The sequence below is a fragment of the Rhodanobacter glycinis genome (genome assembly GCF_006438785.1).
In the GTDB taxonomy this organism is placed as follows: domain Bacteria; phylum Pseudomonadota; class Gammaproteobacteria; order Xanthomonadales; family Rhodanobacteraceae; genus Rhodanobacter; species Rhodanobacter glycinis_A.
This window is the reverse complement of record NZ_RCZB01000003.1, coordinates 416,658-439,586: the sequence shown is the minus strand read 5'-3', so window position 1 is coordinate 439,586 and position 22,929 is coordinate 416,658. Positions and strand designations below refer to the sequence as shown.

Annotated in this window: 19 protein-coding genes and 1 riboswitch; of the genes, 7 read left to right on the top strand and 12 right to left on the bottom strand. The window is 64.7% G+C overall.

Translation table 11 applies throughout. The annotated features are described in order from the left end of the window. Nucleotides 1–152: 152 nt before the first annotated feature. The 3 genes from EAH75_RS12550 to glnK form a co-directional block, all read right to left on the bottom strand. A complete protein-coding gene (locus EAH75_RS12550) occupies nt 153–1,178 on the bottom strand; it encodes a ribonucleotide-diphosphate reductase subunit beta (protein ID WP_140648785.1) in 1,026 nt (341 codons plus the stop codon). A gap of 153 nt (nt 1,179–1,331) precedes the next feature. Beyond that, a complete protein-coding gene (locus EAH75_RS12545) occupies nt 1,332–3,800 on the bottom strand; it encodes a ribonucleoside-diphosphate reductase subunit alpha (RefSeq protein ID WP_193557766.1) in 2,469 nt (822 codons plus the stop codon). 154 nt (nt 3,801–3,954) lie between these two features. Further along, nucleotides 3,955–4,168: riboswitch (cobalamin riboswitch) on the bottom strand. An 89-nt stretch (nt 4,169–4,257) separates the two neighbouring features. Continuing rightward, nucleotides 4,258–4,596 (bottom strand): P-II family nitrogen regulator, encoded by a 339-nt coding sequence (gene glnK, locus EAH75_RS12540; RefSeq protein WP_077440644.1) that lies wholly within the window; start codon nt 4,594–4,596, stop codon nt 4,258–4,260. 193 nt (nt 4,597–4,789) lie between these two features. On the opposite strand from glnK, the gene EAH75_RS12535 reads away from it, so the two are divergent. From EAH75_RS12535 to EAH75_RS12525, 3 genes are all read left to right on the top strand, one after another. Beyond that, complete coding sequence (locus EAH75_RS12535) at nt 4,790–5,047, top strand: accessory factor UbiK family protein (protein ID WP_140649641.1); 258 nt, start codon at nt 4,790–4,792, stop codon at nt 5,045–5,047. 149 nt (nt 5,048–5,196) lie between these two features. Beyond that, nucleotides 5,197–6,696, top strand: a complete 1,500-nt coding sequence (locus EAH75_RS12530; RefSeq protein ID WP_140648787.1) for a YifB family Mg chelatase-like AAA ATPase — start codon at nt 5,197–5,199, stop codon at nt 6,694–6,696. Between the two features lie 99 nt (nt 6,697–6,795). Beyond that, entirely contained in the window at nt 6,796–8,607 is a 1,812-nt protein-coding gene (locus tag EAH75_RS12525) for a cation:proton antiporter (RefSeq protein ID WP_140648789.1), read from the top strand. Between the two features lie 43 nt (nt 8,608–8,650). Here EAH75_RS12525 and aceA read toward each other — a convergent pair whose 3' ends face one another. Next, the gene (aceA, locus tag EAH75_RS12520; protein ID WP_140648791.1) at nt 8,651–9,946 is read right to left on the bottom strand and encodes an isocitrate lyase; all 1,296 of its coding nucleotides are present in this window, start codon (nt 9,944–9,946) and stop codon (nt 8,651–8,653) included. Nucleotides 9,947–10,007: 61 nt separating this feature from the next. Beyond that, complete coding sequence (aceB, locus tag EAH75_RS12515; protein ID WP_140648793.1) at nt 10,008–11,603, bottom strand: malate synthase A; 1,596 nt, start codon at nt 11,601–11,603, stop codon at nt 10,008–10,010. Between the two features lie 123 nt (nt 11,604–11,726). Between aceB and EAH75_RS12510 the strand changes: the two genes are divergently transcribed. Next, complete coding sequence (locus tag EAH75_RS12510; RefSeq protein WP_140648795.1) at nt 11,727–12,767, top strand: LysR family transcriptional regulator; 1,041 nt, start codon at nt 11,727–11,729, stop codon at nt 12,765–12,767. An 18-nt stretch (nt 12,768–12,785) separates the two neighbouring features. On the opposite strand, the gene EAH75_RS12505 is transcribed toward EAH75_RS12510, so the two are convergent. From EAH75_RS12505 to EAH75_RS12475, 7 genes are all read right to left on the bottom strand, one after another. After that, nucleotides 12,786–13,382, bottom strand: a complete 597-nt coding sequence (locus EAH75_RS12505) for a 1-acyl-sn-glycerol-3-phosphate acyltransferase (protein ID WP_140648797.1) — start codon at nt 13,380–13,382, stop codon at nt 12,786–12,788. Beyond that, entirely contained in the window at nt 13,379–13,801 is a 423-nt protein-coding gene (arfB, locus tag EAH75_RS12500; protein WP_140648799.1) for an alternative ribosome rescue aminoacyl-tRNA hydrolase ArfB, read from the bottom strand. Before arfB ends, EAH75_RS12505 begins: the two co-directional genes overlap by 4 nt. Before the next feature lie 9 nt (nt 13,802–13,810). Further along, complete coding sequence (locus EAH75_RS12495) at nt 13,811–14,554, bottom strand: pseudouridine synthase (protein ID WP_140648801.1); 744 nt, start codon at nt 14,552–14,554, stop codon at nt 13,811–13,813. Between the two features lie 82 nt (nt 14,555–14,636). Further along, on the bottom strand, nt 14,637–16,286 hold the full coding sequence (gene ubiB / locus EAH75_RS12490) for a ubiquinone biosynthesis regulatory protein kinase UbiB (RefSeq protein WP_140648803.1): 1,650 nt from the start codon (nt 16,284–16,286) through the stop codon (nt 14,637–14,639). Then, entirely contained in the window at nt 16,283–16,933 is a 651-nt protein-coding gene (locus EAH75_RS12485; RefSeq protein WP_140805609.1) for a ubiquinone biosynthesis accessory factor UbiJ, read from the bottom strand. Before EAH75_RS12485 ends, ubiB begins: the two co-directional genes overlap by 4 nt. Nucleotides 16,934–16,956: 23 nt before the next feature. Continuing rightward, on the bottom strand, nt 16,957–17,427 hold the full coding sequence (gene trmL, locus EAH75_RS12480) for a tRNA (uridine(34)/cytosine(34)/5-carboxymethylaminomethyluridine(34)-2'-O)-methyltransferase TrmL (RefSeq protein ID WP_140805607.1): 471 nt from the start codon (nt 17,425–17,427) through the stop codon (nt 16,957–16,959). Nucleotides 17,428–17,469: 42 nt separating this feature from the next. Next, nucleotides 17,470–17,673 (bottom strand): hypothetical protein, encoded by a 204-nt coding sequence (locus tag EAH75_RS12475; protein ID WP_140648809.1) that lies wholly within the window; start codon nt 17,671–17,673, stop codon nt 17,470–17,472. A gap of 270 nt (nt 17,674–17,943) precedes the next feature. Here EAH75_RS12475 and EAH75_RS12470 point away from each other — a divergent pair, with 270 nt between their 5' ends. The 3 genes from EAH75_RS12470 to pssA all read left to right on the top strand — a co-directional run bounded on the left by EAH75_RS12470 (nt 17,944) and on the right by pssA (nt 22,928). Next, nucleotides 17,944–20,817, top strand: a complete 2,874-nt coding sequence (locus EAH75_RS12470) for a M16 family metallopeptidase (RefSeq protein ID WP_140805605.1) — start codon at nt 17,944–17,946, stop codon at nt 20,815–20,817. A gap of 121 nt (nt 20,818–20,938) precedes the next feature. After that, a complete protein-coding gene (locus tag EAH75_RS12465; RefSeq protein ID WP_140648813.1) occupies nt 20,939–21,343 on the top strand; it encodes a DUF4156 domain-containing protein in 405 nt (134 codons plus the stop codon). A 184-nt stretch (nt 21,344–21,527) separates the two neighbouring features. After that, nucleotides 21,528–22,928 carry a CDP-diacylglycerol--serine O-phosphatidyltransferase gene (pssA, locus tag EAH75_RS12460; protein ID WP_140648815.1) on the top strand — a complete coding sequence of 467 codons (1,401 nt, stop codon included), beginning with the start codon at nt 21,528–21,530 and terminating at the stop codon, nt 22,926–22,928. The last annotated feature ends 1 nt before the right edge of the window (nt 22,929 follow it).

The following is a 22,929-nucleotide window of genomic DNA, read 5'->3' as shown; positions in this document are numbered from 1 at the left end:
CGGCCTGCATCGGCCGGCAGAGGCGAATCAGCGGGCAATTCTAATGGCCTTTCATGACATGGGTGCTGCCCGGGCGGCGAAAAATTCGCGTTGAATCAGCGCAGGAAATTGCGAATGGCTTGGATCGAATGATCGCTACGCGGGCACGATGGTCAGAACGCCATGTCGAACGCGACCTCGCCCTGCACGCCGACCTGATACGCCGACACGCGGCGCTCGAAGAAGTTGGCGACCTCTTGCACGTCCTGCAGATCCATGAAGTCAAACGGGTTCTTCACGCCGTATTTTTTCGGCATGTCGAGCTGGGCGAAGCGCTGGTCCGCACAGTATTCGAGGTACTGGCGCATGTCCTTCACCGACAGGCCGACCACGCCACCGGAGAGCACGTCTTCGGCGAACTGGGTTTCGCAGGCGATCGCGTCTTCCATCATTTCCTCGATCTGCGCGCGCATCTCATCGTCGAACAATTCCGGCTCCTGCTCGCGCACGGTACGCACCACCTCGAACGCGAATGCCATGTGGCCGCTCTCGTCGCGGAACACCCAGTTGGTTCCAGCGGCCAGACCGTGCAGCAGACCGCGCGAGCGCAGGTAGTAGACGTAGGCAAACGCGGCGTAGAAGAACAGCCCTTCGATGCAGGCGGCGAAGCAGATCAGGTTGAGCAGGAACTGCCGCCGATGCTCGCGCGTTTCCAGCCGACGAAGATCCTGGATCGAGTCGATCCACTTGAAGCAGAACGCACCTTTCTGGCGGATCGACGGGATCGTCTCGATCGCCGCGAATGCGCCGTTACGCTCGGCCGGATCAGGAATATAGGTGTCGAGCAGGGTCAGGTAGAACTGCACATGCAGCGCCTCTTCGTACAGCTGGCGCGACAGGTACATGCGCGCTTCCGGTGCGTTGATGTGCTGGTACAGGTTCAATACCAGGTTGTTCGACACGATGGTATCGCCGGTGGCGAAGAACGCGACCAGCCGCTGGATCAGATGGCGGTCGGCGGCGGACATCTTCGCGCTGAGGTCGCGGGTGTCCATCGAGAAATCCACCTCCTCGACCGTCCAGGTGTTCTTGATCGCGTTGCGGTACATCTCGTAAAAGCCGGGGTAGCGCATCGGGCGCAGGGTCAGCTCGAAGCCAGGATCGAGGATGTGGGTGTTGCGGATCGGTTGGGCGGACATCAAGGTTCCTTCAGAAGAGTGTGGATGGCTGATTCCTTCTCCCTCCGGGAGAGGGTGCCGAAGGGGCGGATGAGAGTTCGGCGCCGACGGAATGCCTGGCAAGTCCGAACCCTCACACCTACCCCTTTCCCGACGGGAGAGGGGTGCAGCCAGTCACTGGCAGGCCTCGCAGTACTCGGGGTTTTCCAGCGAGCAGAACACCGCGGCGTTCGCCTGTGCCTGATCCACGACGAGCATGGCTCTGTCCGCCGACACGGTGGTCTTGGCGATCTTCGTAGCCGGACGCGAGCGCAGGTAATAGGTGGTCTTGATGCCGGCCTTCCACGCGTACATGTACATCGAGCTGAGCTGACCGATGTTCGGGTTCTCCATGAACAGGTTCAGCGACTGGCTCTGGTCGATGTAGGCACCACGAGATGCCGCCAGTTCGATCAGCGCCTTCTGCGGCAGCTCCCACACTGTGCGATAGATAGCGCGCAGGCGTTCCGGGATCGCGCTGATGCCCTGGATCGAGCCTTCCGCCAGCTTGATCGCATCGCGGATTTCAGACGTCCAAAGCCCGAGCGCCTTCAGTTCGTCGGCGAGATAGCGATTCACCTGCAGGAAATCGCCAGACAGCGTTTCGCGCTTGAACAGATTGGAAACCTGCGGCTCGATGCATTCGTAGCAGCCGGCGATCGAGGCGATCGTGGCGGTCGGCGCGATCGCGATCAGCAGCGAATTGCGCAGGCCGTGCTGTTTGATGCGCTCACGCAATGCGTCCCAGCGCGCGTCGTCGCGTGGCGTGGCGTTCGGCCAATGGTCGAATTGCAGTTCGCCATTCGCCGCGCGGCTTTCCGCGAAACCCGGATGTGCACCTTCGGTTTCGGCCAGCCCGCACGATTGCGACAGCGCGTGAAAATAGATTTCCTCGGCGATGCGGCTGGACAGTGTCAGCGCCGCGGCTGAATCGAACGGCAGGCGCAGTTTGAAGAACACGTCCTGCAGGCCCATCACGCCCAGCCCGACCGGGCGCCATTTCATGTTGGCGGTGCGCGCCGTGTCGATCGGATAGAAGTTGAGGTCGATCACCCGGTTGAGCTGGCGCACCGCGGTACGCACGGTAGCGGCGAGCTGCTCGAAATCGAAGTCACCATCGACCACGTGCCGCGCCAGATTCACCGAGCCGAGATTGCACACCGCCGTTTCGGTGGCCGAGCTCACTTCGAGAATTTCGGTGCACAGGTTGGACAGGTGGATCACGTTGTAGGTTTTGGCCGTCTGATTGCTGGTGGCATTGCAGCGATCTTTGAACGTCATCCAGCCGTTGCCGGTCTGCGCCAGCGTGCGCATCATGCGCGCGTACAGCTCACGCGCCTTGACGGTTTTCATGGCAAGGCCATCGCTCTCGGCCTTGCGATACGCCGCGTCGAACGCCTCCCCCCAGCTGTCGACGAAATGCGGCACGACCTTCGGATCGAACAGCGACCAGTCGCCATCGCTTTCTACCCGGCGCATGAATTCGTCGGGAATCCAGTTGGCGATATTGAGGTTGTGCGCACGGCGCGCGTCGTCGCCGGTGTTGTCACGCAGTTCGAGAAAATCCTCGATGTCGGCGTGCCACGATTCCAGATAGACGCAGGCCGCGCCTTTGCGCTTGCCGCCCTGGTTGACGGCGGCGACTGACGCGTCCAGTGTTTTCAGCCACGGCAGAAGGCCGTTGGAATGACCGTTGGTACCCTTGATCAGTGAGCCGCGCGAACGCACGCGCGAGTAGGCCAGGCCGATGCCGCCCGCAAATTTGCTGAGCTTGGCGACGTCGGCGTACTTATCGTAGATCGATTCCAGTGAATCGACCGGCGAATCGAGCAGATAGCACGAACTGAGCTGCTCATGACAGGTGCCGGCATTGAACAGGGTGGGCGAGCTGGCGATGTATTCCAGCGACGACAGCAGCCGATAAAGTTCAAGCGTCTCGCCGATCTCGTTGCCACCGAGCGCGCAGGCGATGCGCATGAAGAAATGCTGTGGCGTCTCGATCACGAGACGCTGTTGCGGATGACGCAGCAGATAGCGGTCGTACACCGTGCGCAGGCCGAAGTATTCGAAGCGACGCGTGGCGAGCGGGTTGATCGCGTCATTGAGTTTGCGTGCGTTGGCGGCAACGAAGTCGCGCAGGCGGTCGTTGAGGATGCCCAGCTCGGTGCCGCGCGCGATCGATTGCGAGAAGCTCTGGATTTCCTGCCCGCTGACTTCCTTGTCGATGTAGGCGCCGAGCAGGCGTGCGGCGAGCTGGCCGTACTCGGGTTCCTCCGCGGTCAATGCGGCGGCGGTGCGGATCGACAGCTGATCCAGCTCCTGCGTGGTGGCGCCGTCGTACAGGCCGCCGATGGTCTTCAGCGCCACACGCAGCGGGTCGACGCCATGCAGGCCTTCGCTGCTGCGGGTCACCGCGCGCACGATCTTGTTGACGTCGACGGTTTCCTGGCCGCCGTTGCGCTTGGTCACGTGCATCTGGGCGGGATTGTGCGGCGGGGTCAGCGCGAACGCGGTTTCAGGTGCAGCTGTTTCGGGGACGGAAACGACAGGTGGATCGACGCGCGCGATGGTGCGCTCGCGTTCGGCGGTATCGAGGGGTTGCATGGCTGGTGGCTCCCGGCATGGACATCAAACACCTGCTCCCGCGCGCAGGGCCTGAAGCGATGGATTCCGGGACGACTCACAGTGCAGACGCGATGTGGCGCTCTGCCCCGCGACGTGCCTCCCCGCGGAAGCCATCACTAACGCACCGGGACACGTTCGTCCCGATGTGCCGGCAGGTCTTCGGACTTGCGGACGGGGATCTTGCGATCCGCCTACTTGCCCTCGCTTCCCGGCCGCTGTGAACCAGTGCTTGTGAGGACGTTCGTTTCCGCTTTACCGCTGCGGGGCAGTTCCGGAGTCACACCGGATTCCCTTTTAAGCCCGACCGATGTCGCATCTGGTCGGGCACCGACGTACACAACATATCGGGTAGCTCGGGCAGGGTCAACCCAATAACTTGTGTATAAGTCGCTGTGCAGGCCGCTTGCGGCGAGTGCCGGTGCGGGCCGCGGCGAGATTACAGCGCGTCGTGATCCAGTTCGCCGGTGCGGATGCGGATCACCTGCTCCAGCGTGCTGACGAAGATCTTGCCGTCACCGATCTTGCCGGTGCGGGCGGAGTGCTGGATCGCCTCCAGCACGCGATCCAGCTGGTCGTCGGCAATTGCCACCTCCAGCTTGATCTTGGGCAGGAAGTCGACCACGTATTCGGCGCCGCGATACAGTTCGGTGTGGCCTTTCTGGCGACCGAAACCCTTCACCTCGGTCACCGTCACGCCCTGTACGCCGACTTCGGCCAGCGCCTCGCGCACATCGTCCAGCTTGAATGGCTTGATGATTGCCACGACCAGCTTCATGGGATTTTTCCTTGAGTCGACAGGCATCGACGCGGTGGACGATGCAAAAACACATTCTGCCTGCCTGGCCCGGTGTTGTCGCCTGAGGGGCGTCCGTGTAGGACAATCCCTACAGTTTCTGACGGAGCATACCGATGGTGCAGCCGATTTCCATTCACCTAGTATTTACCTCGACGAGTGCGAGGCGCTGTCCATGATGGATAGGCAGGATATCGATCAGATTGCCCTGCGACTTGTGTCGTTGGTACCGCCAGGACTGGCACAGGCGCAGCAGGATTTGCGAGCCAACTTCCAGGATGTTCTGGCGCAGGGATTGCGCCGCCTCGACCTGGTCACCCGCGAGGAATTCGAAGTCCAGTCCCAGGTACTGGCGCGTACCCGCGCCAAGGTCGACGAATTGGAGCGACGCGTGGCCGAACTTGAGGCCGCCGTAGCTGCCCGCGGGAGCTAGCAACAACCAATCTCCCGGGAGCCGCCTCCGATCCGTCACCCTCACCCCGAGAACGATCGGAGGCGGTTATTTATCCAGCGTTGATGGAGTCGCTCGATGTCCGTGCCTGTCAGCGCCCCGTCCTCCCTGCGTCAGCGGCCTTTGGCTGAATGAGCCTTGCGGTTACCCTCAGCCGCGCTCAGGAAGGAGTTACCGCACCGCAGGTGATCGTCGAGGTGCATCTTTCCGGCGGCTTGCCGTGCACGAACATCGTCGGCCTGCCTGAGGCCGCGGTGCGCGAGGCGCGTGACCGCGTGCGTGTGGCGATCCAGAACACCGCCTTCGAATATCCCAACCGTCGCGTCACCGTCAACCTGGCGCCGGCCGAGTTGCCCAAGGACGGTGGCCGTTTCGACCTGGCGATTGCGCTGGGCATTCTTGCCGCCAGCGGCCAGGTGCCGCGCGAGAAACTGGACGATTGCGAATTTCTGGGTGAGCTGGCCTTGACCGGCAGCTTGCGCAGTGTATCTGGCGTGCTGCCGGCTCTGCTGCGGGCGCGGTCGCGTGGCCGGCGCGTGGTGGTGCCCCGCGAGAATGCTGCCGAAGCTGCGCTGGTACCGGACGTGGATGTGCGGGTGGCCGACACGCTGGCCGAAGTATGTGGCTGGCTGCGCGGGGCGCATGAGCTGTCCATGCCGGTCGGTATTCCCAGCGATGGCGGCGCGGAAGATGGTCCGGACCTGGCCGACGTGCGCGGCCAGCTGCAGGCGCGGCGCGCGCTGGAGATCACCGCCGTCGGCAGCCACCACCTGTTGTTGATCGGCCCGCCGGGCACCGGCAAGACCATGCTGGCCGAACGCCTGCCCGGCATCCTGCCGCCGATGTCCGAATCAGAGGCACTGGAAACCTGCGCAGTACTGTCGGTGGCCGGACAGACGGCTGATCTGGCGCGCTGGCGACGACGGCCATTCCGTTCGCCGCATCACACGGCGTCGGCGGTGGCGCTGGTGGGTGGCGGTTCGTACCCGCGCCCGGGCGAGATCTCGTTGGCGCACAACGGCGTGCTGTTTCTGGACGAGCTGCCGGAGTTCAGCCGGCATGTGCTGGAAGTACTGCGCGAGCCGATGGAATCCGGCCACATCATGATTTCGCGTGCGGCGCGGCAGTCGACGTTTCCCGCGCAGTTCCAACTGGTGGCGGCGATGAATCCGTGCCCATGCGGTTATGTTGGCGATCCAAGCCGGCGCTGCCAGTGCACGCCGGATCAGATTCAGCGTTATCGATCGCGCATTTCCGGGCCGCTGCTTGATCGCATTGACCTGTGTGTGGAAGTGCCGCCGGTGCCGCTTGCTGAGCTTGGCTCACCGCGCAGCGAGCGGGATGAGGATTCTGCCACGGTGCGCGAACGGGTACTCAAGGCGCGCCGGCAATCGTTGATGCGGGCCGGTCGACCGAATGCGGAAATCAGCACGCGCGAACTGGAGCGCGATTGTGCGCTCGGGCCAGCCGAGCGACGCTGGTTCGAGACGGCGCTGGAGCGGTTGGGGCTTTCCGCACGTGCGTATCACCGCGTGCTGCGGGTTGCGCGCACGATCGCCGATCTCGATGGTGGTGCGGCCCTGCTGGAACGCGAGCACCTGGCTGAGGCGCTGCAATACCGGCGGTTATGAAGCGCGCCGTGGCATCGCGCAAGTGGCGGGCATGGGTGTCAACTGGACGTGTCTGCCAGCGCATGTTTCGATAGCGCCCTGATCTTCCCAAGGACTGCAATGACTATCGAGCTCGGCCTGATGCTCGCCGGCATGCTGATGATCGGCTTCCTGGCGCAATGGCTGGCGTGGCGGGTCAAGTTGCCGGCGATCCTGTTTCTGTTGCTTGCCGGGATCATGCTGGGACCGGTCAGCGGCATGCTCGATCCGGACAAGCTGCTGGGTGACCTGTTGTTCCCGATCGTGTCACTGGCGGTGGCGCTGATTCTTTTCGAGGGCAGTCTGACCCTGCGCTTCCATGAATTGCCGGGGATCGGCAAGGCGGTGCGTGGATTGGTCAGTTACGGCGCGGTGGCCTCACTGCTGTTGCTGGCGCTGGCCGCTCATCTCGTTGCCGGCCTGGCCTGGCCGATCGCGCTGCTGTTCGGCGCGCTGGCCTGCGTGACCGGGCCAACCGTGATCGCGCCGATGCTGCGCACGCTGCGCCCGAATGCGCGCATCGCCAACACGCTGCGCTGGGAAGGCATCGTGATCGATCCGCTGGGTGCGCTGTTCGCGGTGCTGATCTACGAGGCGATCGTGTCGCGGCAGGAGGGCCACACCATCGGCATCTTCGTCGCCACGATCGGCTGCGGCGTGGTGATCGGCGCGCTGTTCGCCGGGCTGATGGCGTTCTTCCTGCGCCGGCAGATGATCCCCGAATACCTGCAGAACTACGCCGTGCTGGCCGCCGTGCTGCTGGCCTTCAGCATCTCCAATACGCTGACCCACGAGTCGGGGCTGCTGGCGGTGACGATCATGGGCATCGCGCTGGGCAACATCCGTGGCGTGCACATCGACGACATCCTCGATTTCAAGGAAAGCCTCACCACGGTGCTGGTGTCGCTGCTGTTCATCCTGTTGGCGGCGCGGCTGCACTGGCCGTTGCCGGACGGCATGCTGGGTGCAGGCATCGTGTTGTTCGTGATCGCGCAGTTGGTGGTGCGGCCGCTGACCGTGGCGATTTCGAGTTTCGGCAGCGGATTGAACTGGCGCGAGCGCACGCTGATCGGCTGGGTGGCGCCGCGCGGCATCGTGGCCGCGTCGGTATCGGCGCTGTTTGCGCTGCGCCTGGATGCACTGGGTGTGGCGGGCGCCGAGGCACTGGTGCCGCTGGTGTTCACTCTGATCATCGGTACGGTGGTCTTGCAGAGCGCCACCGCGCGGCCGCTGGCGATCTGGCTGAAGGTGGCCGAGCCGGAGCCGCGCGGACTGCTGGTCTTCGGTTCCGACGAAGTGGCGCGGGCGATCGGCAAGGTCTTGAACGAGGCCGGTTTCCACGTGGTGCTCGCCGATGACGACTGGGACGGCATCCGTCACGCGCGCATGGACGGGCTCGCCACGTTCTTCGGCAATCCGGCGTCGCCACATGCAGAGCGCCATCTCGATCTCACCGGCATCGGCCGCCTGCTGGCGGTGTCCACCCATCGCGAACGCAACTCGCTGGCCTGCGTGCATTACCGGCAGGAGTTCGGTCGCGACAAGGTCTATCGGCTGCGCAACCTGACGCCCCAGGAAAACACCGATCGCGCGGCGCTGTCCGGCAGCCTGCTGGCGCCGCCGCTGTTCGACGAGGAGATGACACACGGACGTTTCGCGCAGATGCTCGAACAGGGCTGGCGGATCAAGTCGACCAGGTTGAGCGCCACCTTCGACTGGCCACATTTCATCGAGCAGTACGGCTCGAACAGCGTGTTGATGTTCGGCGTGGAGGAGAAAGGCGCGTTGCGGGTGGTTTCGACCAAACGCGAGCTGGAGCCGAAGCCGGGCTGGACAGTGATTGCCTTGGTCCCGCCGGCCTCGCCGAATGCGAGTGCCGTCACTTCGGGTTGAACTGCCGCTCCCCCTGCTCGTGCAGGGGGAGCGAAGTGCCAGGTCAGGCTGCAGCGTGACGAGCGAATTGCGCTTCTTCAGTGGAACCGGTCAATGCGGTGGTCGATGACTGGCCCTGCTGGATCGCCTGGGTTACAGCGTCGAAGTAACCGGTGCCGACCTCTCGCTGATGCTTCACCGCGGTGAAGCCCCGCTCGGCGGCAGCGAATTCCTTTTCCTGGAGTTCGACGAAGGCAGTCATCTGGCGGCGCGCATAACCATGCGCCAGATCGAACATGCCGTAGTTGAGGCTGTGGAAGCCGGCCAGCGTGATGAACTGGAACTTGTAGCCCATCGCGCCGAGCTCTTTCTGGAAGCTGGCGATGGTGGCATCGTCCAGATTCTTCTTCCAGTTGAAGCTGGGCGAGCAGTTGTACGCCAGCATCTTGCACGGGAACTTCGCGTGGATCGCCTCGGCGAACTTGCGCGCGTCCTCCAAGTTCGGCTTGCTGGTCTCGCACCAGATCAGATCGGCGTACGGCGCGTAGGCGAGGCCGCGGCTGATCGCCTGGTCCAGGCCCGGACGCACGCGGTAGAAACCTTCGACGGTGCGTTCGCCGGTGATGAACGGCTTGTCGTTCTCGTCGATGTCCGAGGTCAGCAGGTCGGCGGCATCGGCATCGGTGCGCGCCACCAGCAGGGTCGGCACACCGGCAACATCGGCGGCAAGGCGCGCGGCGTTCAACTTGTCGACCGCCTCGCGCGTCGGTACCAGTACCTTGCCACCCATGTGGCCGCACTTCTTCACCGAGGCCAGCTGATCCTCGAAATGTACCCCGGCGGCGCCTGCTTCGATCATCGCCTTCATCAGCTCGAACGCGTTCAGCACGCCACCGAAGCCGGCTTCGGCGTCGGCCACGATCGGCACCAGCCAGTCGGTGTCGTCCTTGCCTTCGGCGTGGTTCAGCTGGTCGGCGCGCAACAAGGTGTTGTTGATGCGCTTGACCACCAGCGGCACCGAGTTGGCCGGATACAGCGACTGGTCCGGATACATCTCGCCCGCCACGTTCGCATCGGCGGCGACCTGCCAGCCCGACAAATAGATCGCCTGCAGGCCGGCCTTCACCTGCTGCATCGCCTGGTTGCCGGTCAGTGCGCCCAGCGCGTTGACGAAGTCTTCCTTGTGCAGCGATTTCCACAGCCGCTCGGCGCCGCGGCGCGCCAGCGAATGTTCAACCGCGACCGTGCCGCGCAGGCGCACCACGTCCTCGGCGGAGTAGTTGCGCTGGACGCCGGCCCAGCGGGTGTTGTTGTTCCAGTCCAGGGTGATCTGTTCGGCCGTAGGCAGGGTCGTCTTCATGGCGTGGCTCCGTAAGCGAAAGTTCGGTGGATCAGGCTTGAATGAGTCAGGTTCGGATGGATCAGGCGAGCTGGGTGTAGGCGGGTAGGGTGAGGAAATCGCCTAGCTGATCGGCATGGGTCATCGCGGACAGCAGGGTGGCCGCCGCATCGGCACGGTCAGCGCCGGGGTGTTGGCTGTCGCGCAGCCGGTGTGTGTGTATGGCGACCGCATGGTCGAACAGCGCGAAGTCGATCGGCGCGTGGTCGGAGAATTCCAATTCGCCGTGATGCAGCCATTGCCACAGCTGCGCGCGCGCGATCTCGGCAGTGGCGGCGTCTTCCATCAGGTGATGGATCGGCACGCAGCCGAGGCCATTCAGCCAGGCGGCGGTATAGCGCAGACACACCTCGACGTTGTTGTCGAAACCGGCACGGGTGATCGTGCCGTTCGGTGCGGCGAGCAGTTGTTCGCGGGTCACCTGCACGTCCGTGCGCAGCACGCTGAGCTGGTTCGGTGCCGGCATGTACTGGTCGAAGATGGTCTGCGCCACCGGCACCAGCGCCGGATGTGCCACCCAGGTGCCGTCATGGCCGGCCTGCACCTCGCGTAGCTTGTCCGCGCGCACCTTGGCCAGCGCAACCTCATTGGCGGCGTCATCGCCCTTGATCGGGATCTGCGCGGCCATGCCGCCCATCGCGAACGCCCCGCGGCGATGACAGGTCTGGATCAGCAGTTCGGAGTAGGCCTTCAGAAACGGCACAGTCATCAGCACCTGGCTGCGCTCGGGCAGCAGGCGGTCGCGATGGCCGCGTAGGGTTTTCAGATACGAAAAAATGTAATCCCAGCGGCCGCAGTTGAGGCCGACCACGCGGCGACGAAGTGCGTACAGGATCTCGTGCATCTGGAATGCCGCCGGCAGCGTCTCGATCAGCACGGTGGTCTTCATCGTGCCGACCGGCAGTTGCAGTTCGTCCTCGGTCGCGGCCATCACGTCGTCCCACAGCGTGGCTTCTTCCATCGCCTCGAGCTTGGGTAGGTAGAAGTACGGGCCGTGCTGGCGGCTGTGCAGTGCGCGGGCGTTGTGCAATGCGAACAGGCCGAAGTCGACCAGCGCACCGGACATCGGCTCGCCGTCCACGCTGAAGTGCTTGTCTTCCAGGTGCCACCCGCGCGGACGCACCACCAGCACCGCTGGCTTGTCGTTGACGCGATAACTTTTGCCATCGGGCGAGTGGAACTCGATCGTGCCGTTCACCGCGTCGCGCAGATTGATCTGACCATCGAGTTGGTTTGCGAAGGTGGGCGCCGAGGAGTCCTCGAAGTCGGCCATGAACACCTTCGCGCCGGAATTCAGCGCGTTGATGATCATCTTGCGCTCGACCGGGCCGGTGATCTCGACGCGACGGTCCTGCAGCGCAGCCGGGATCGGTGCCACGGTCCAGTCGGATTCGCGAATTGCCAGCGTGTCGGCGCGGAAATCCGGCAGAGCACCGGCGTCGTAACCCGCCTGTCGCTCACGTCGGGCCCGTAGCAGGCGCTGCCGGGTGGCGTCGAAGCGACGGTGCAACTGGGCCAGGAAGCCCAGTGCCACAGGGGTCAGGATGCTTTCGTAACCGGCGTGGTCGGCGTGGATCTCGACGGTGCCGATATCGAGTCGTTCCTGCGGTACTGCCATGGGTTCGCTCCGTGTCGTGGGTGACTCGAAGCTAGGGCAGAGATCATGTATTTGACAAAGTGAATGTTTCAATCATTACTATGAGCAAAGGCAATACATACTCTAAGCTATTGAAAGAAAGCAATGAAAAAGCCCGTCAGCGCGCTGAACAAACCAAAGAAAGTGCACCGCAGTGCAGCAAAAAAGCAGGTCGGCGTTAAGCTGGCGACGGAAAGCGGTGGCCGTTACTACTACAAAGGCAACCGCCACAAGCAGTTGCGCGCCTTTGTCAGCGTCGTAAAACTGGGCACACTGACCCGTGCCGCCGAGGCGCTGTATGTGTCGCAGCCCACGATCAGCCTGCAGTTGCAGGCGCTGGAGCGGGAGCTCGGGGTGAGCCTGGTCGAGCGCCGCCGCCGGCGCATCAACCTCACCGATGCGGGCGAGGCGCTGTACGAGCTGGCGCGGCCGCTGGTCGAAGGCTGGGAAACGCTGGACCGGGATTTCCAGGCTCGCGTACAAGGCCTGCAGGCTGGCCGGTTGATCATTGCCGCCGGCACCTCGACCATCCAGTACCTGTTGCCCGACCTCGTGCGTCGCTTCCGCGAGCGCTATCCCGCAGTGCAGCTGCAGTTGGCCAACGTCACCGGCAAGGACGGCATGGCCCTGCTGCGCGCCGACGACGCCGACTTCGCGGTCGGATCGATGCTGGATGTGCCAAACGACATCGCGTGGGCGCCGATACATCACTACGACCCGATGCTGATCATGCCGCCGGACCATCCGTTGGCGGCGAAAGAGAAGATCACACTGGAGGATATTTCACCGTACGGTCTTATCCTCCCACCGCAGCGCCTGTCCACCTACCGGCTGGTCGACCTGGTATTCCAGCAGCGCCAGGTGCCTTACCACGTGGCGATCGAGGTGGGCGGCTGGGATGTGATCAAGGAGTATGTGGCGATGGGCATGGGTATCTCGATCGTCACCGGCATCTGCATCACCGAGGCCGACCACAGCCGTCTCGCGGTGCGCAACATGAAGCAATATTTCCCGCAGCGCAGTTACGGCGTGGTGATGCGCAAGGGCAAGTTCCTCAGCGCCGAGGCGCGCGCGTTCATCGACCTGATCCGCCCCGGCCTGCTGACCCATCGCGAGCACGATGATCCGGGACACTCGCAGCGTTGATGCGTTGACGAAGACGGCTCAGACGTTGCGATGCTTGCCCTTGAACGGCGCATAGAACGCGCGCAGGCGGGCGAGATCCACATCCATGTCGTCGCTGGTTTCGAACAGCGGGCCGACTCCGATGGCCTTGTCGGGATAGTTGAAGTAGGCCGTCACGATTGGCACGCCGGCATCGTGGGCGATGTGCCAGAAGCCGCTTTTCCAGCGTTTCACCGGCTTGCGCGTGCCTTCCGGCGCAATGCCCAGCCATAGAGCATCGCGCTGGCGGAACTGGTCGATCATCTGCTCGACCACACCTTTTGCGGCGCCGCGATCGATGGGCATGCCGCCAAGTCGGCGCAGCAGTCCGCCAAGTGGCCCGCGAAACAATTCCTGCTTGCCCATGAAATGCACATCGGCACCGATGCCCACTTTCAAGAGCAGGCCCCAGACACCGTCCCACCATGACGAATGTGGTGCGGCGATCAGCACCGCCTTGGGCACATCGGGAAATTCGCCGACCAGGCTCCAGCCGCTCAATCGCAATACGGCACGGCAGGTCCTGCGGCGCCACCCGTCGCGCAGGTGTGGCATGCGCGGTGGCAGTTGCATCGGTGTCGGAAGATGTCCCTTCATTCGAGATCCGGTTTGCGCGAACGGGCCTGCTTGATCTTGCCGCGCTGCTGCTTGCCGACCAGGCGGCGCTCCTTCGAGGCGCGGGTCGGTTTGGTCGCGACGCGCTTCTTCGGTGGCACCAGTACGCCGCGGATTACCTCGACCAATCGTTCGCGCACGTCGTCGCGGTTGCGCGCCTGATCGCGGAAGCGGCGTGCCTGGATCACAAGCACGCCTTCGCTGGTCAGCCGTCGATCGCGCCGCGCCAGCAGTCGAATGCGGATTTCTTCCGGCAGCGAAGGCGAGTTGATCACGTCGAAGCGCAACTCCACCGCACTCTCGGTACGGTTCACATGCTGCCCGCCGGGGCCGTCGGCGCGCAGGAAGCGCTCGACCAGTTCGGACTCGGGCAGGGTGATGCTGGGGCTGATGATCAACATGCAGGCAGTTTAGCCGGCGTCCGGGTGGCATGTGGGAGCAGGTACGCCGCCGTTGAACGGTGGTCGCGGCCAGCCGAAACGCTCGATCAGCGCGGCGTACTCGCGATCCAGCGACGCTTCGATTTGCATCGACGCGCCGCTGAGCGGATGCGTAAAGCGCAGCCGCCACGCATGCAGCAGCATCCGGTGGCAGCCGAAGTGTTGCTTGTACAGTCGGTTGTGATCGCCGCGGCCGTGCTGGCAGTCGCCGATCACCGGGTGATGGATGTGCGCCAGGTGCTTGCGGATCTGCCGGAAGCGGCCGCTTTCCGGCTCGGCCAGCACCAGCGCGTAACGCTGCTGCGGATAGCGGCCCAGTTCGATCGGCACCTCGATCGTGGCCAGCCGCTGGTACTGCGTGCGCGCCTCGCGCCGCGGGCCGGTCTCGCGCGAGCCGGGAAGTGGATAGTCGATCACGTCTTCCAGCGGGTCGGGCCAGCCACGCACCACCACCAGATACTGTTTGCGCACCGAGCGACCCATGAACTGCTCGCCGAGCGCGGCGGCAATTCCCTTGCTGCGCGCAATCAGCAGCACACCGCTGGTGGCACGATCGAGCCGGTGCGCCAGATACACGCTATCGCCGATCTGCTCGCGCAACTGGTCGATCAGGAATTCCTCGGCATTGCCAACCATCTTCGAGCGATGCACGGCGAGATTCGCCGGCTTGTTCACCGCGATCAAGGCGTCGTCGCTGTAGAGAATGTCGAGCATGCAGATTCAATGTAGGAGCGCACCCTGTGCGCGATGGGTTACGTAGCGAGATTGATCGCGCACAGGGTGCGCTCCTGCAAGGTCAGCGCGAACGCGGCCAGCCGGTCGCGAACACCAGCAGCCCGGTGATGCCGGCAAGTAGCGGCGGCCAGTTGCCGTGTTGCGGCGCCATCGTCCACAGCAGTGCGGCGGCGATCAGCAGGGCGCCACCCAGCAAGCCGCAGGCGAGCAGCTGATGCAGACGCCGTGCGTTCTCGCGCAGCAACTGGAGTGACTGCGGGTCGCTCAGCGCGCGTTGTTCGCCGCGGCCGATCTGACGCAAGGCATCGCGCACCAGTTCGGGGAACTGCGGTGCGTTGTGCAGCCATTCGGGCAGCCGCTTGCGCACGTCGCGCAAGGTGCGCAACGGGCTGTAGCGTTCGCGCAGGATGCGCTTCAGTACCGGATGCGCCACCGCCCAGATGTCGATCTCCGGATCGAGCATGCGGCCGACGCCCTCGATGTTGAGCAGGGTCTTCTGCAGCAGAATCAGCTGCGGCTGCAGGGTCAGCTCGAAGCGGCGCGCGGTCTGGAACAGCTTCACCACCAGTTCGGCCAGCGAAATCTGCGACAGCGGGCGGGTGAAGTATGGCTCGCACACTGTGCGCACCGCGGCTTCCAGTTCATCCAGCCGCACGTCGGCCGGCATCCAGCCGGCAGCGACATGCAGCTGTGCGATGCGTGCGTAGTCGCGCTCGAACAGTGCGATGAAGTTCTGCGCCAGCCAGTACTGGTCGGCCTCCGGCAGCGAGCCCATGATGCCGAAATCCAGCGCGATGAAACGCGGCTCGCCGATGCGCGTCGGATCGACCCAGATGTTGCCGGGGTGGGCATCGGCATGGAAGAAATTGTCGCGGAACACCTGCTCGTAAAACACCCGCACGCCCTTGGCGGCGAGCGCCTTGCGGTCGAGGCCGGCGGCGTCGATCGCGGCGATGTCGTCGCTGCTGATGCCATGCACACGTTCCAGCGTCAGCACGCGCTGTGCGGTCAGCTCCCAGTGCACGGCCGGCACGTACAGGTCAACGCCGCTGTCGAAATTGCGCTTGAGCAGGCTGGCGCTGGCGCCTTCGCGCTGCAGATCAAGCTCGTTCTCCAGCATCTTCTCGACTTCGGCCACGACATCCAGCGGGCGGATCTTGTCGGCGTTCGGATGCCAGCGCTGGGCCAGCTCGCCGAGTGAATGCAGCAGCTTCACGTCGCGCGCGATCTGCGCGTCGATGCCCGGGCGCAGCACCTTCACCACTACCTCGCGGCCGTCATGCAGCGTGGCCGCATGGACCTGAGCGATCGAGGCGGAGGCGAGCGGGGTTTCGTCAAACTGGGCGTATAGACGTCCAATCGTCGATTTCAGTTCACGCTCGATGATCGCGCGTGCCTCGCTGCCGGGGAACGGCGCGACCTGGTCCTGCAGCAAGGCCAGTTCGTCGGCGATGTCGAGCGGCACCAGGTCGCGTCGGGTCGACAGCACCTGGCCGGCCTTGACGAAGATCGGTCCCAGATCGGTCAAGGCGTGGCGCAGGCGTTCGCCGCGCGACATGCCGCGGATATCGATGCGCGGCCGCGCTACCAGTGGGCGCAGCAGCTTCAACGGGCGATACAAGTGAGTGGCGTCGATCAGTTCGTCGAGGCGATATGCCAACAACACCGAGGCAACCCGCAGCAGTCGCGGCACCACCTTCAGCGGCGTCACGCGGCGTTGCCCTGCAGGCGCTGGACCAGTCGCCGCACGCGCGCTTCCAGCCGCTCGCTGCGTTCGCGCAGCTGATCCACGCCGTCGAGGAAACCCTCGACCTCGCCCGGTGCCATGGCGATGCGTGCTTCGTCGCGCAGCCAGTCGGCGCTGTCCTCGGTGAGATGGCTGGCAGTTTCGCGCGCATGCACGAGGCCCTTGCGCACCGCCTTCGCCAGTGGCACGCCGAGCACGTCACCGAAGGTGCGCGCGAACGCCTCCTCGAAATCCGGGGCGAACTTGCTGGCGAGTTTTTCCAGCCGGCGTGCCAGCTCGGCATCACCCGCGATCTCCACCTTGCCCGGCGCGATGCCATCGTCGTCGCGGCGGAACATCATCGCCAGCAGGCTGCCCGGTGTGGCAGCCACGCGCAGATGGCTGTCATCGTGGGGCGGCCCGACCTGCAGGCGACCGGCGACAACGCTGACGGCCAGCGCGATTTCCGGTCCACGCAGATGCAGTTGCAGGCGGCGACCGTTCAACGCAGCTAGCCGCTGCTGCGTATCGGGGTCCAGCGACAGCGTGTGGTTCAGTGCGGCTTCCAGCGCGCGCCCGGCGAGCTTGCGTAGCGGTTGCGGCATCCAGGCGTTGGGAGTGGCGGCGTTCATCCGCTAATTGTAGCCCGCCGAGGTCAGACGTTCGCGGCGCCGGAGAAACCGAGCTGGCGCCAGGCTTCGTAGACGGCTACGGCGACCGTGTTCGACAGGTTCAGGCTGCGGCTGTCCGGGCACATCGGCAGGCGCAGGCGCTGGGTGGAGGGAATGGCATCCAGCACCTCGCCCGGCAACCCGGCGGTTTCGCAGCCGAACAGCAATGCATCGCCATCGGCAAAGCGCACATCGACATGGGCAACCCGGCCGCGGGTGGTGAACGCGAACACGCGCGGCGTGCCAATCGCGTCGAGGCAGCTGGCCAGGTCGTCATGCACTGTGACGCGGGTGTACTCGTGGTAGTCCAGGCCGGCGCGGCGCAACCGTGCATCGTCGAGCTCGAAGCCGAGCGGTCGGATCAGGTGCAGCGCGGCGCCGGTATTCGCGCACAGGCGAATCACGTTGCCGGTGTTCGGCGGAATCTCGGGACGGAACAGGATGACATGCAGCATCCGTCGATTATCGCGTGTTCGGCCAACCGGGCGCGAACGTGCTCAACCGCGGGGCTGCGGACATACCACGCCATCGGGCGGCAATGCGCAGCTGCTCGGCGCGGCCAGCAGGATCGCGCCGACACTGCTGCTGGCAGTGAGCTGCACCGAGGCCGGGGTGGTGGTCAGCATCGCGCCGAAGATCAGCCCGCAAACGGCCATGCAGGCGATGAACAGGCCGCGCAACATCAATGTCTCGAATTTCATGATCATGTCTCCGATGAAAGAAAAGCCCTGTAACGCACATGGAGCAAGCCCCGTGCCAAGCGACAATCTGACGACAAAGTGTTGATTTGCATGACTTCAGGTGGTCGCCATCGAAGCGTGCGCGCTGTCCGCGGACAAACTGGCTGCACGCTGCCGGACAACCGGACACGCCGTCGACATGGCCCGGTCCGCCTGTGCCGCAAGTCATTTGCGATGGTTCCGTGGCGCCGCTAGCCTGCGGGTTCTCGTCCGTGAAACAGGAGGTTCACCGTGGTAAAGAAACCGCTCGCCCTGCTCATTGCCGGCCTGCTCATCCTGACCGGTGGGACGCCGCTGGCGCGGGCTGCAGCTGGGACCGTCGCCGCCGCGGCAACGCAGCAGATCCCCGAACTCGCCTATAGCCGCGTCATCCTGCCAAACGGTCTGACCGTGGTGGTGCACGAGGATCACAAGGCGCCGGTGGTGGCGGTGAGCGTGTGGTACCACGTCGGCTCGTCGTACGAGCCGAAGGGCAAGACCGGTTTCGCGCACCTGTTCGAGCACCTGATGTTCCAGGGCTCGGAGAACCACAAGGACGAGTTCTTCAAGCCGTTCGAGCTGGCCGGCGCCACCGACCAGAACGGCACCACCTGGCTCGATCGCACCAACTATTTCGAGACGGTGCCGACCAGCGCGCTGGACATGGCGCTGTGGATGGAGTCCGACCGCATGGGCCACCTCCTCGGCGCGATCGGCCAGGCCCAGCTCGACGAGCAGCGCGGCGTGGTGCAGAACGAGAAGCGCCAGGGCGAGAACCAGCCGTACGGCCGCGCCAGCGAGCTGATCCAGGCCGAGGCGTTTCCGGCCAATCACCCGTATCACCACGACACCATCGGCTCGATGGCCGACTTGAACGCCGCCTCGCTGGGTGACGTGAAGCAGTGGTTCCGCGACTACTACGGCGCGGCGAACACGGTGGTGGTGCTGTCCGGCGACATCACGCCGGCGCAGGCCAAGGAAAAGATGCTGAAGTACTTCGGCGACATCGCCGCCGGCCCGCAGGTGCCGCGGCCGCAGCCATGGGTGGCGCCGCGCGATGCCTCGACCCGCGGCACGATGACCGACAACGTGGCGCAGACGCGCATCTATCGCGAGTGGAACGTGCCGGGGCGCGGCACCACCGACGAGAACCTGCTCGAACTGGCTGCCGCCGTGCTGGGCGGCAGCAAGACCTCGCGGCTGTACCAGCGGCTGGTCTATCAGGACAAGCTGGCCGACGACGTATCGGTCGACGTGGAGCAGCACGTGCTGGCGAGCCTGTTTCAGTTGCAGGTCGACGTGAAGAAGGGCGTCGATCCGGCCAAGGTCGATGCGGCGATTGCCGACGAATGGCAGCGCTTCCTCAAGGATGGCCCGACTGCCGATGAGCTGGCGCGGGTCAAGACGCAGACCCGCGCGTCATTCGTGCGTGGGCTGGAAAACGTCAATACGCAGGCCACGATCCTGGCCGAAGGCCAGCTCTACCGGAACGATCCGGGCGCCTATCTGAAAGACTTCAACGAGTTCATGGCGGCCACGCCGGATCGCGTGCGCGCAGTCGCCGGCCAGTGGATCAGCACGGGCGATTACACGCTGACCGTGGTGCCGGGCAAGGTCGACGCCACCGATGCCGCGACCGCCGTCGGCCGTGCCGCGACCCCCGGGGCGCCGGCACCCGCGCTGTCGGCGAAGGGCGACTACACCACCGTCAAGAGCAACGTCGATCGCAGCAAGGGGGTGCCGGCGATCAGCACTTTCCCTGATCTCAGCTTCCCGATCTTGCAGCGCGGCAAGCTCGCCAACGGCGTGGAAGTGGTGCTGGCCGAACGCCACACGGTGCCGGCGGTGCAACTGCAACTGCTGTTCGATGCCGGCTATGCGGCCGACCAGGGTCGCAAGCTGGGAACGTCGAGTTTCAGCATGGCGATGCTCGATGAAGGCAGCAAGACTCTGGACTCGGTCGAGATCGCCAAGCGCAAGCAGCGCCTCGGCGCCTTGATCATGGCCGGCTGCGGGCTGGACTACTGCAATGCCTCGCTGAATGCGCTGGACGATCAGTTGAAACCGTCGCTCGACCTGTTCGCCGACATCGTGCGCAACCCCGCCTTCCGCGAGGCTGACATCAGCCGGCTGCGCGGCCAGTGGCTGGCCGGCATCGCCCAGGAAAAAAGCCAGCCGACCGGCATCGCGCTGCGCACCTTGCCGCCGCTGCTGTATGGCAAGGGCCACGCCTACGCGATCCCGTTCACCGGTTCCGGTACCGAGGCATCGATCAAGGCCATGGACGCTGCCGACATGCGCCAGTTCATGACCGACTTCATCCGCCCGGACAACATGAGGATCCTGGTCGCCGGCGACACCACGCTGGAGCAGATCATCCCGCAGTTGAACGCGGCGTTCGGTGGCTGGACGGCGCCGGCCAGCAAGCTGCCGCTGAAAAATATCGGCAAGGTCGCGCCGCCGGCGCAGGTACGTGTGTACCTGATCGACCGGCCCGGCGCGCAGCAGAGCCTGATTCTCGCCGGCAGCCTGGCGCCCTCGACCGAGGCGCCGAACAATCTGGAAATCCAGACCATGAACGGCGCCTTCGGTGGCAGCTTCACCTCGCGCCTCAACATGAATCTGCGCGAGGGCAAGCACTGGGCCTACGGTGCCTTCAGTTTCCTCAGCAACGCCAAGGGCCAGCGTCCGTTCCTGCTGTACGCACCGGTGCAGACCGACAAGACCGCCGCATCGGTAGCCGAGATGCTGAAGGAGGCGAAGGGCGTGATCGGCGACAAGCCGCTGACCGCGCAGGAGATCAGCAAGATCAAGGTCGGCGACGTGCGCAGCATGCCGGGCGGTTACCAGACCACCTCGGCGGTGATGGGCGCGCTGCAGGGCATCGCGCTGTACAACCGTCCGGATGATTACGTGCAGACGCTGAAGTCGCGCATCGAGGCGCAAAGCGATGCGTCGGTGGAGGCGGCGGCGAAGGAGATCATTCATCCGCGCCGGCTGACCTGGGTCATCGTGGGTGATCTCAAGACCATCGAGGCACCGATCCGCGCGCTGAAGCTCGGCGACGTGCGGGTGCTCGATGCCGACGGTCAGCCGGAAGCTGAAACCGCCAAGGCGGCGAAGTAAGCCCGCGCGCAGCGGCGGGCACCGCGCCGCCGCTGCGCGTTTTGGATTCATTGGGGACGCCGCCGCGTCCGCGCGTTAGGATGAAGCCATTCCTTCAAAAGTCACTGCCGCGGAGCCACCCATGCGCAAGACCCTGCTGTTGCTCGCCCCCGTATTGCTGCTGAGTGCCTGCAGCTGGGGCATCACCATGGACGACGCCGCAAAGAACGTGCGCACGGCCTGGAGCGGCGACGTTTCCAGTTGCCGCGACCTCGGCAAGGTCACCGTGTCGGTGATGGATCACGTCGGCCCGGTCGATCGCAACACCATCACCGTGCGCGACGAACTGGAAGTGCTGGCCCGCAACGAAGCGGCCAAGATGCACGCCGACACCATCAAGCCGCTGGCCGAACCAACCGACGGCTCGCAGCCGTGGGGCGCGTATCAGTGCGGCAGTCACCAGATCACGCCAGCGCCTTCCTCGAACAACCGACCGGCAAACTCGCCGGGCGCCCCCGGCAACGCGCAGACCTTTCCGGTGCACTGAGCCAGCGGTTTCGCCTTTCCCGGAGCGCTCTTCGAAGCGCTCTATTCGTTTTGGCCGCGAAGCCGTGCCTGTCAGGGCATCGACTTGGCGGGTTCACGGCTAACCGCACGCCTGCGCCGTCGTGGGGCGGTAGGCGCATCGGCGCGGGTTTGCGATGATGGGCGCTGCACCCATCGATGTCGCCATGAACAAGCTGATCACCGCACCCGCCCGCCTCGCGCAGCGCATGCTGCCCTTCCGGCGCCAACCGAAGACGTCCCCGGCGCTGGAGGCGTTGCCGTTTTTCGCGGTGCCCGCCCATGCGATCGAGGTATTGCGCGATTCCGCAGCGTTCCGCGGCGAATTGCTGCGACTGATCGCACAGGCCACCCGACGCATCGTGATCGTCACCTTGTACCTGCAGGACGACGACGGTGGCCGCGAGGTGCTCGATGCGCTGTATGCGGCGAAGGCGCGGCATCCCGCGTTGCAGGTTTCGCTCTTCGTCGACTGGCATCGCGCGCAGCGCGGATTGATCGGCAAGCAGAAATGCGCCGGCAATGCGGGCATGTACCGCGAATACGCCGCACGAATGGGGGCGGGCGTGGATATCTATGGCGTACCGGTGCAGGGTCGCGAGCTGCTGGGTGTGCTGCACCTGAAAGGTTTCGTGATCGACGACGACGTGCTGTACAGCGGCGCCAGCCTCAACGATGTCTACTTGATGCGGCACGGACGCTATCGGCTCGATCGCTATCACGTGCTGCACCATCGCGGGCTGGCCGATGCGATGGTGGCGTTCGTGCAGCGCCATTTCCTGGGTAGCGACGCGGTGCGCCTGTTGAACGTGGCCGATGTGCCCGCCACGCGCACGTTGCAGCCGGCGATTCGCGAGTTTCGCCAGGATCTGCAGCGCGCCAGCTATGAGGTGCCGTGCGAGACGCTGGGGCCGGCCGATGTGGCGGTGACGCCGCTGCCGGGATTCGGCCGCAGTGACAACGCGCTCAACGAGGCGTTGCTGGCACTGCTGCGCGGCACGCGCGAACGCGTGATCCTGCTCACCCCGTATTTCAACCTGCCGCGGCCGGTACGGCTGGTGCTGGGCCAGCTGCTGCGTCGTGGCTGCAGCATCGACATCATGGTTGGCGACAAGACCGCCAACGATTTCTACATCCCGCCGGGGCAGCCGTTCAAGACGATCGGGCTGCTGCCGTACCTGTATGAGAACAACCTGCGCCGTTTCGCGCGAGGGCATCGCGCGCAGATCGCCAGTGGCCAACTGAACGTCCATCTGTGGCGTGACGGCGACAACAGCTATCACCTGAAAGGCCTGTTCATCGACGACGACGTGGCGGTACTGACCGGCAACAACCTCAACCCGCGCGCGTGGACGCTGGATCTGGAAAACGGGCTGGTATTGCGCGACCCCGCGCGCCTGCTGCACGCGAAACATCAGGCCGAGTGGGCGGCGTTGAAGCGGCATGCCACCCGGCTGTCCGATTACCAGGCGCTGGAAAGTCCGCGACATTACCCAGCGGTGGTGCGCAAGCAGCTCAAACGGCTCAATCGAACCCGGCTCGACCGGCTGGTCAATCGGTTGCTGTGAG

Coding starts and splice junctions, on each gene's coding strand:
- EAH75_RS12550 (WP_140648785.1), bottom strand. CDS start 1,178: ATGTCCGCCCAACCGATCCGCAACACCCACATCCTCGATCCTGGCTTC.
- EAH75_RS12545 (WP_193557766.1), bottom strand. CDS start 3,800: ATGCAACCCCTCGATACCGCCGAACGCGAGCGCACCATCGCGCGCGTC.
- glnK (WP_077440644.1), bottom strand. CDS start 4,596: ATGAAGCTGGTCGTGGCAATCATCAAGCCATTCAAGCTGGACGATGTG.
- EAH75_RS12535 (WP_140649641.1), top strand. CDS start 4,790: ATGATGGATAGGCAGGATATCGATCAGATTGCCCTGCGACTTGTGTCG.
- EAH75_RS12530 (WP_140648787.1), top strand. CDS start 5,197: ATGAGCCTTGCGGTTACCCTCAGCCGCGCTCAGGAAGGAGTTACCGCA.
- EAH75_RS12525 (WP_140648789.1), top strand. CDS start 6,796: ATGACTATCGAGCTCGGCCTGATGCTCGCCGGCATGCTGATGATCGGC.
- aceA (WP_140648791.1), bottom strand. CDS start 9,946: ATGAAGACGACCCTGCCTACGGCCGAACAGATCACCCTGGACTGGAAC.
- aceB (WP_140648793.1), bottom strand. CDS start 11,603: ATGGCAGTACCGCAGGAACGACTCGATATCGGCACCGTCGAGATCCAC.
- EAH75_RS12510 (WP_140648795.1), top strand. CDS start 11,727: ATGAAAAAGCCCGTCAGCGCGCTGAACAAACCAAAGAAAGTGCACCGC.
- EAH75_RS12505 (WP_140648797.1), bottom strand. CDS start 13,382: ATGAAGGGACATCTTCCGACACCGATGCAACTGCCACCGCGCATGCCA.
- arfB (WP_140648799.1), bottom strand. CDS start 13,801: ATGTTGATCATCAGCCCCAGCATCACCCTGCCCGAGTCCGAACTGGTC.
- EAH75_RS12495 (WP_140648801.1), bottom strand. CDS start 14,554: ATGCTCGACATTCTCTACAGCGACGACGCCTTGATCGCGGTGAACAAG.
- EAH75_RS12485 (WP_140805609.1), bottom strand. CDS start 16,933: ATGAACGCCGCCACTCCCAACGCCTGGATGCCGCAACCGCTACGCAAG.
- trmL (WP_140805607.1), bottom strand. CDS start 17,427: ATGCTGCATGTCATCCTGTTCCGTCCCGAGATTCCGCCGAACACCGGC.
- EAH75_RS12475 (WP_140648809.1), bottom strand. CDS start 17,673: ATGAAATTCGAGACATTGATGTTGCGCGGCCTGTTCATCGCCTGCATG.
- EAH75_RS12465 (WP_140648813.1), top strand. CDS start 20,939: ATGCGCAAGACCCTGCTGTTGCTCGCCCCCGTATTGCTGCTGAGTGCC.
- pssA (WP_140648815.1), top strand. CDS start 21,528: ATGAACAAGCTGATCACCGCACCCGCCCGCCTCGCGCAGCGCATGCTG.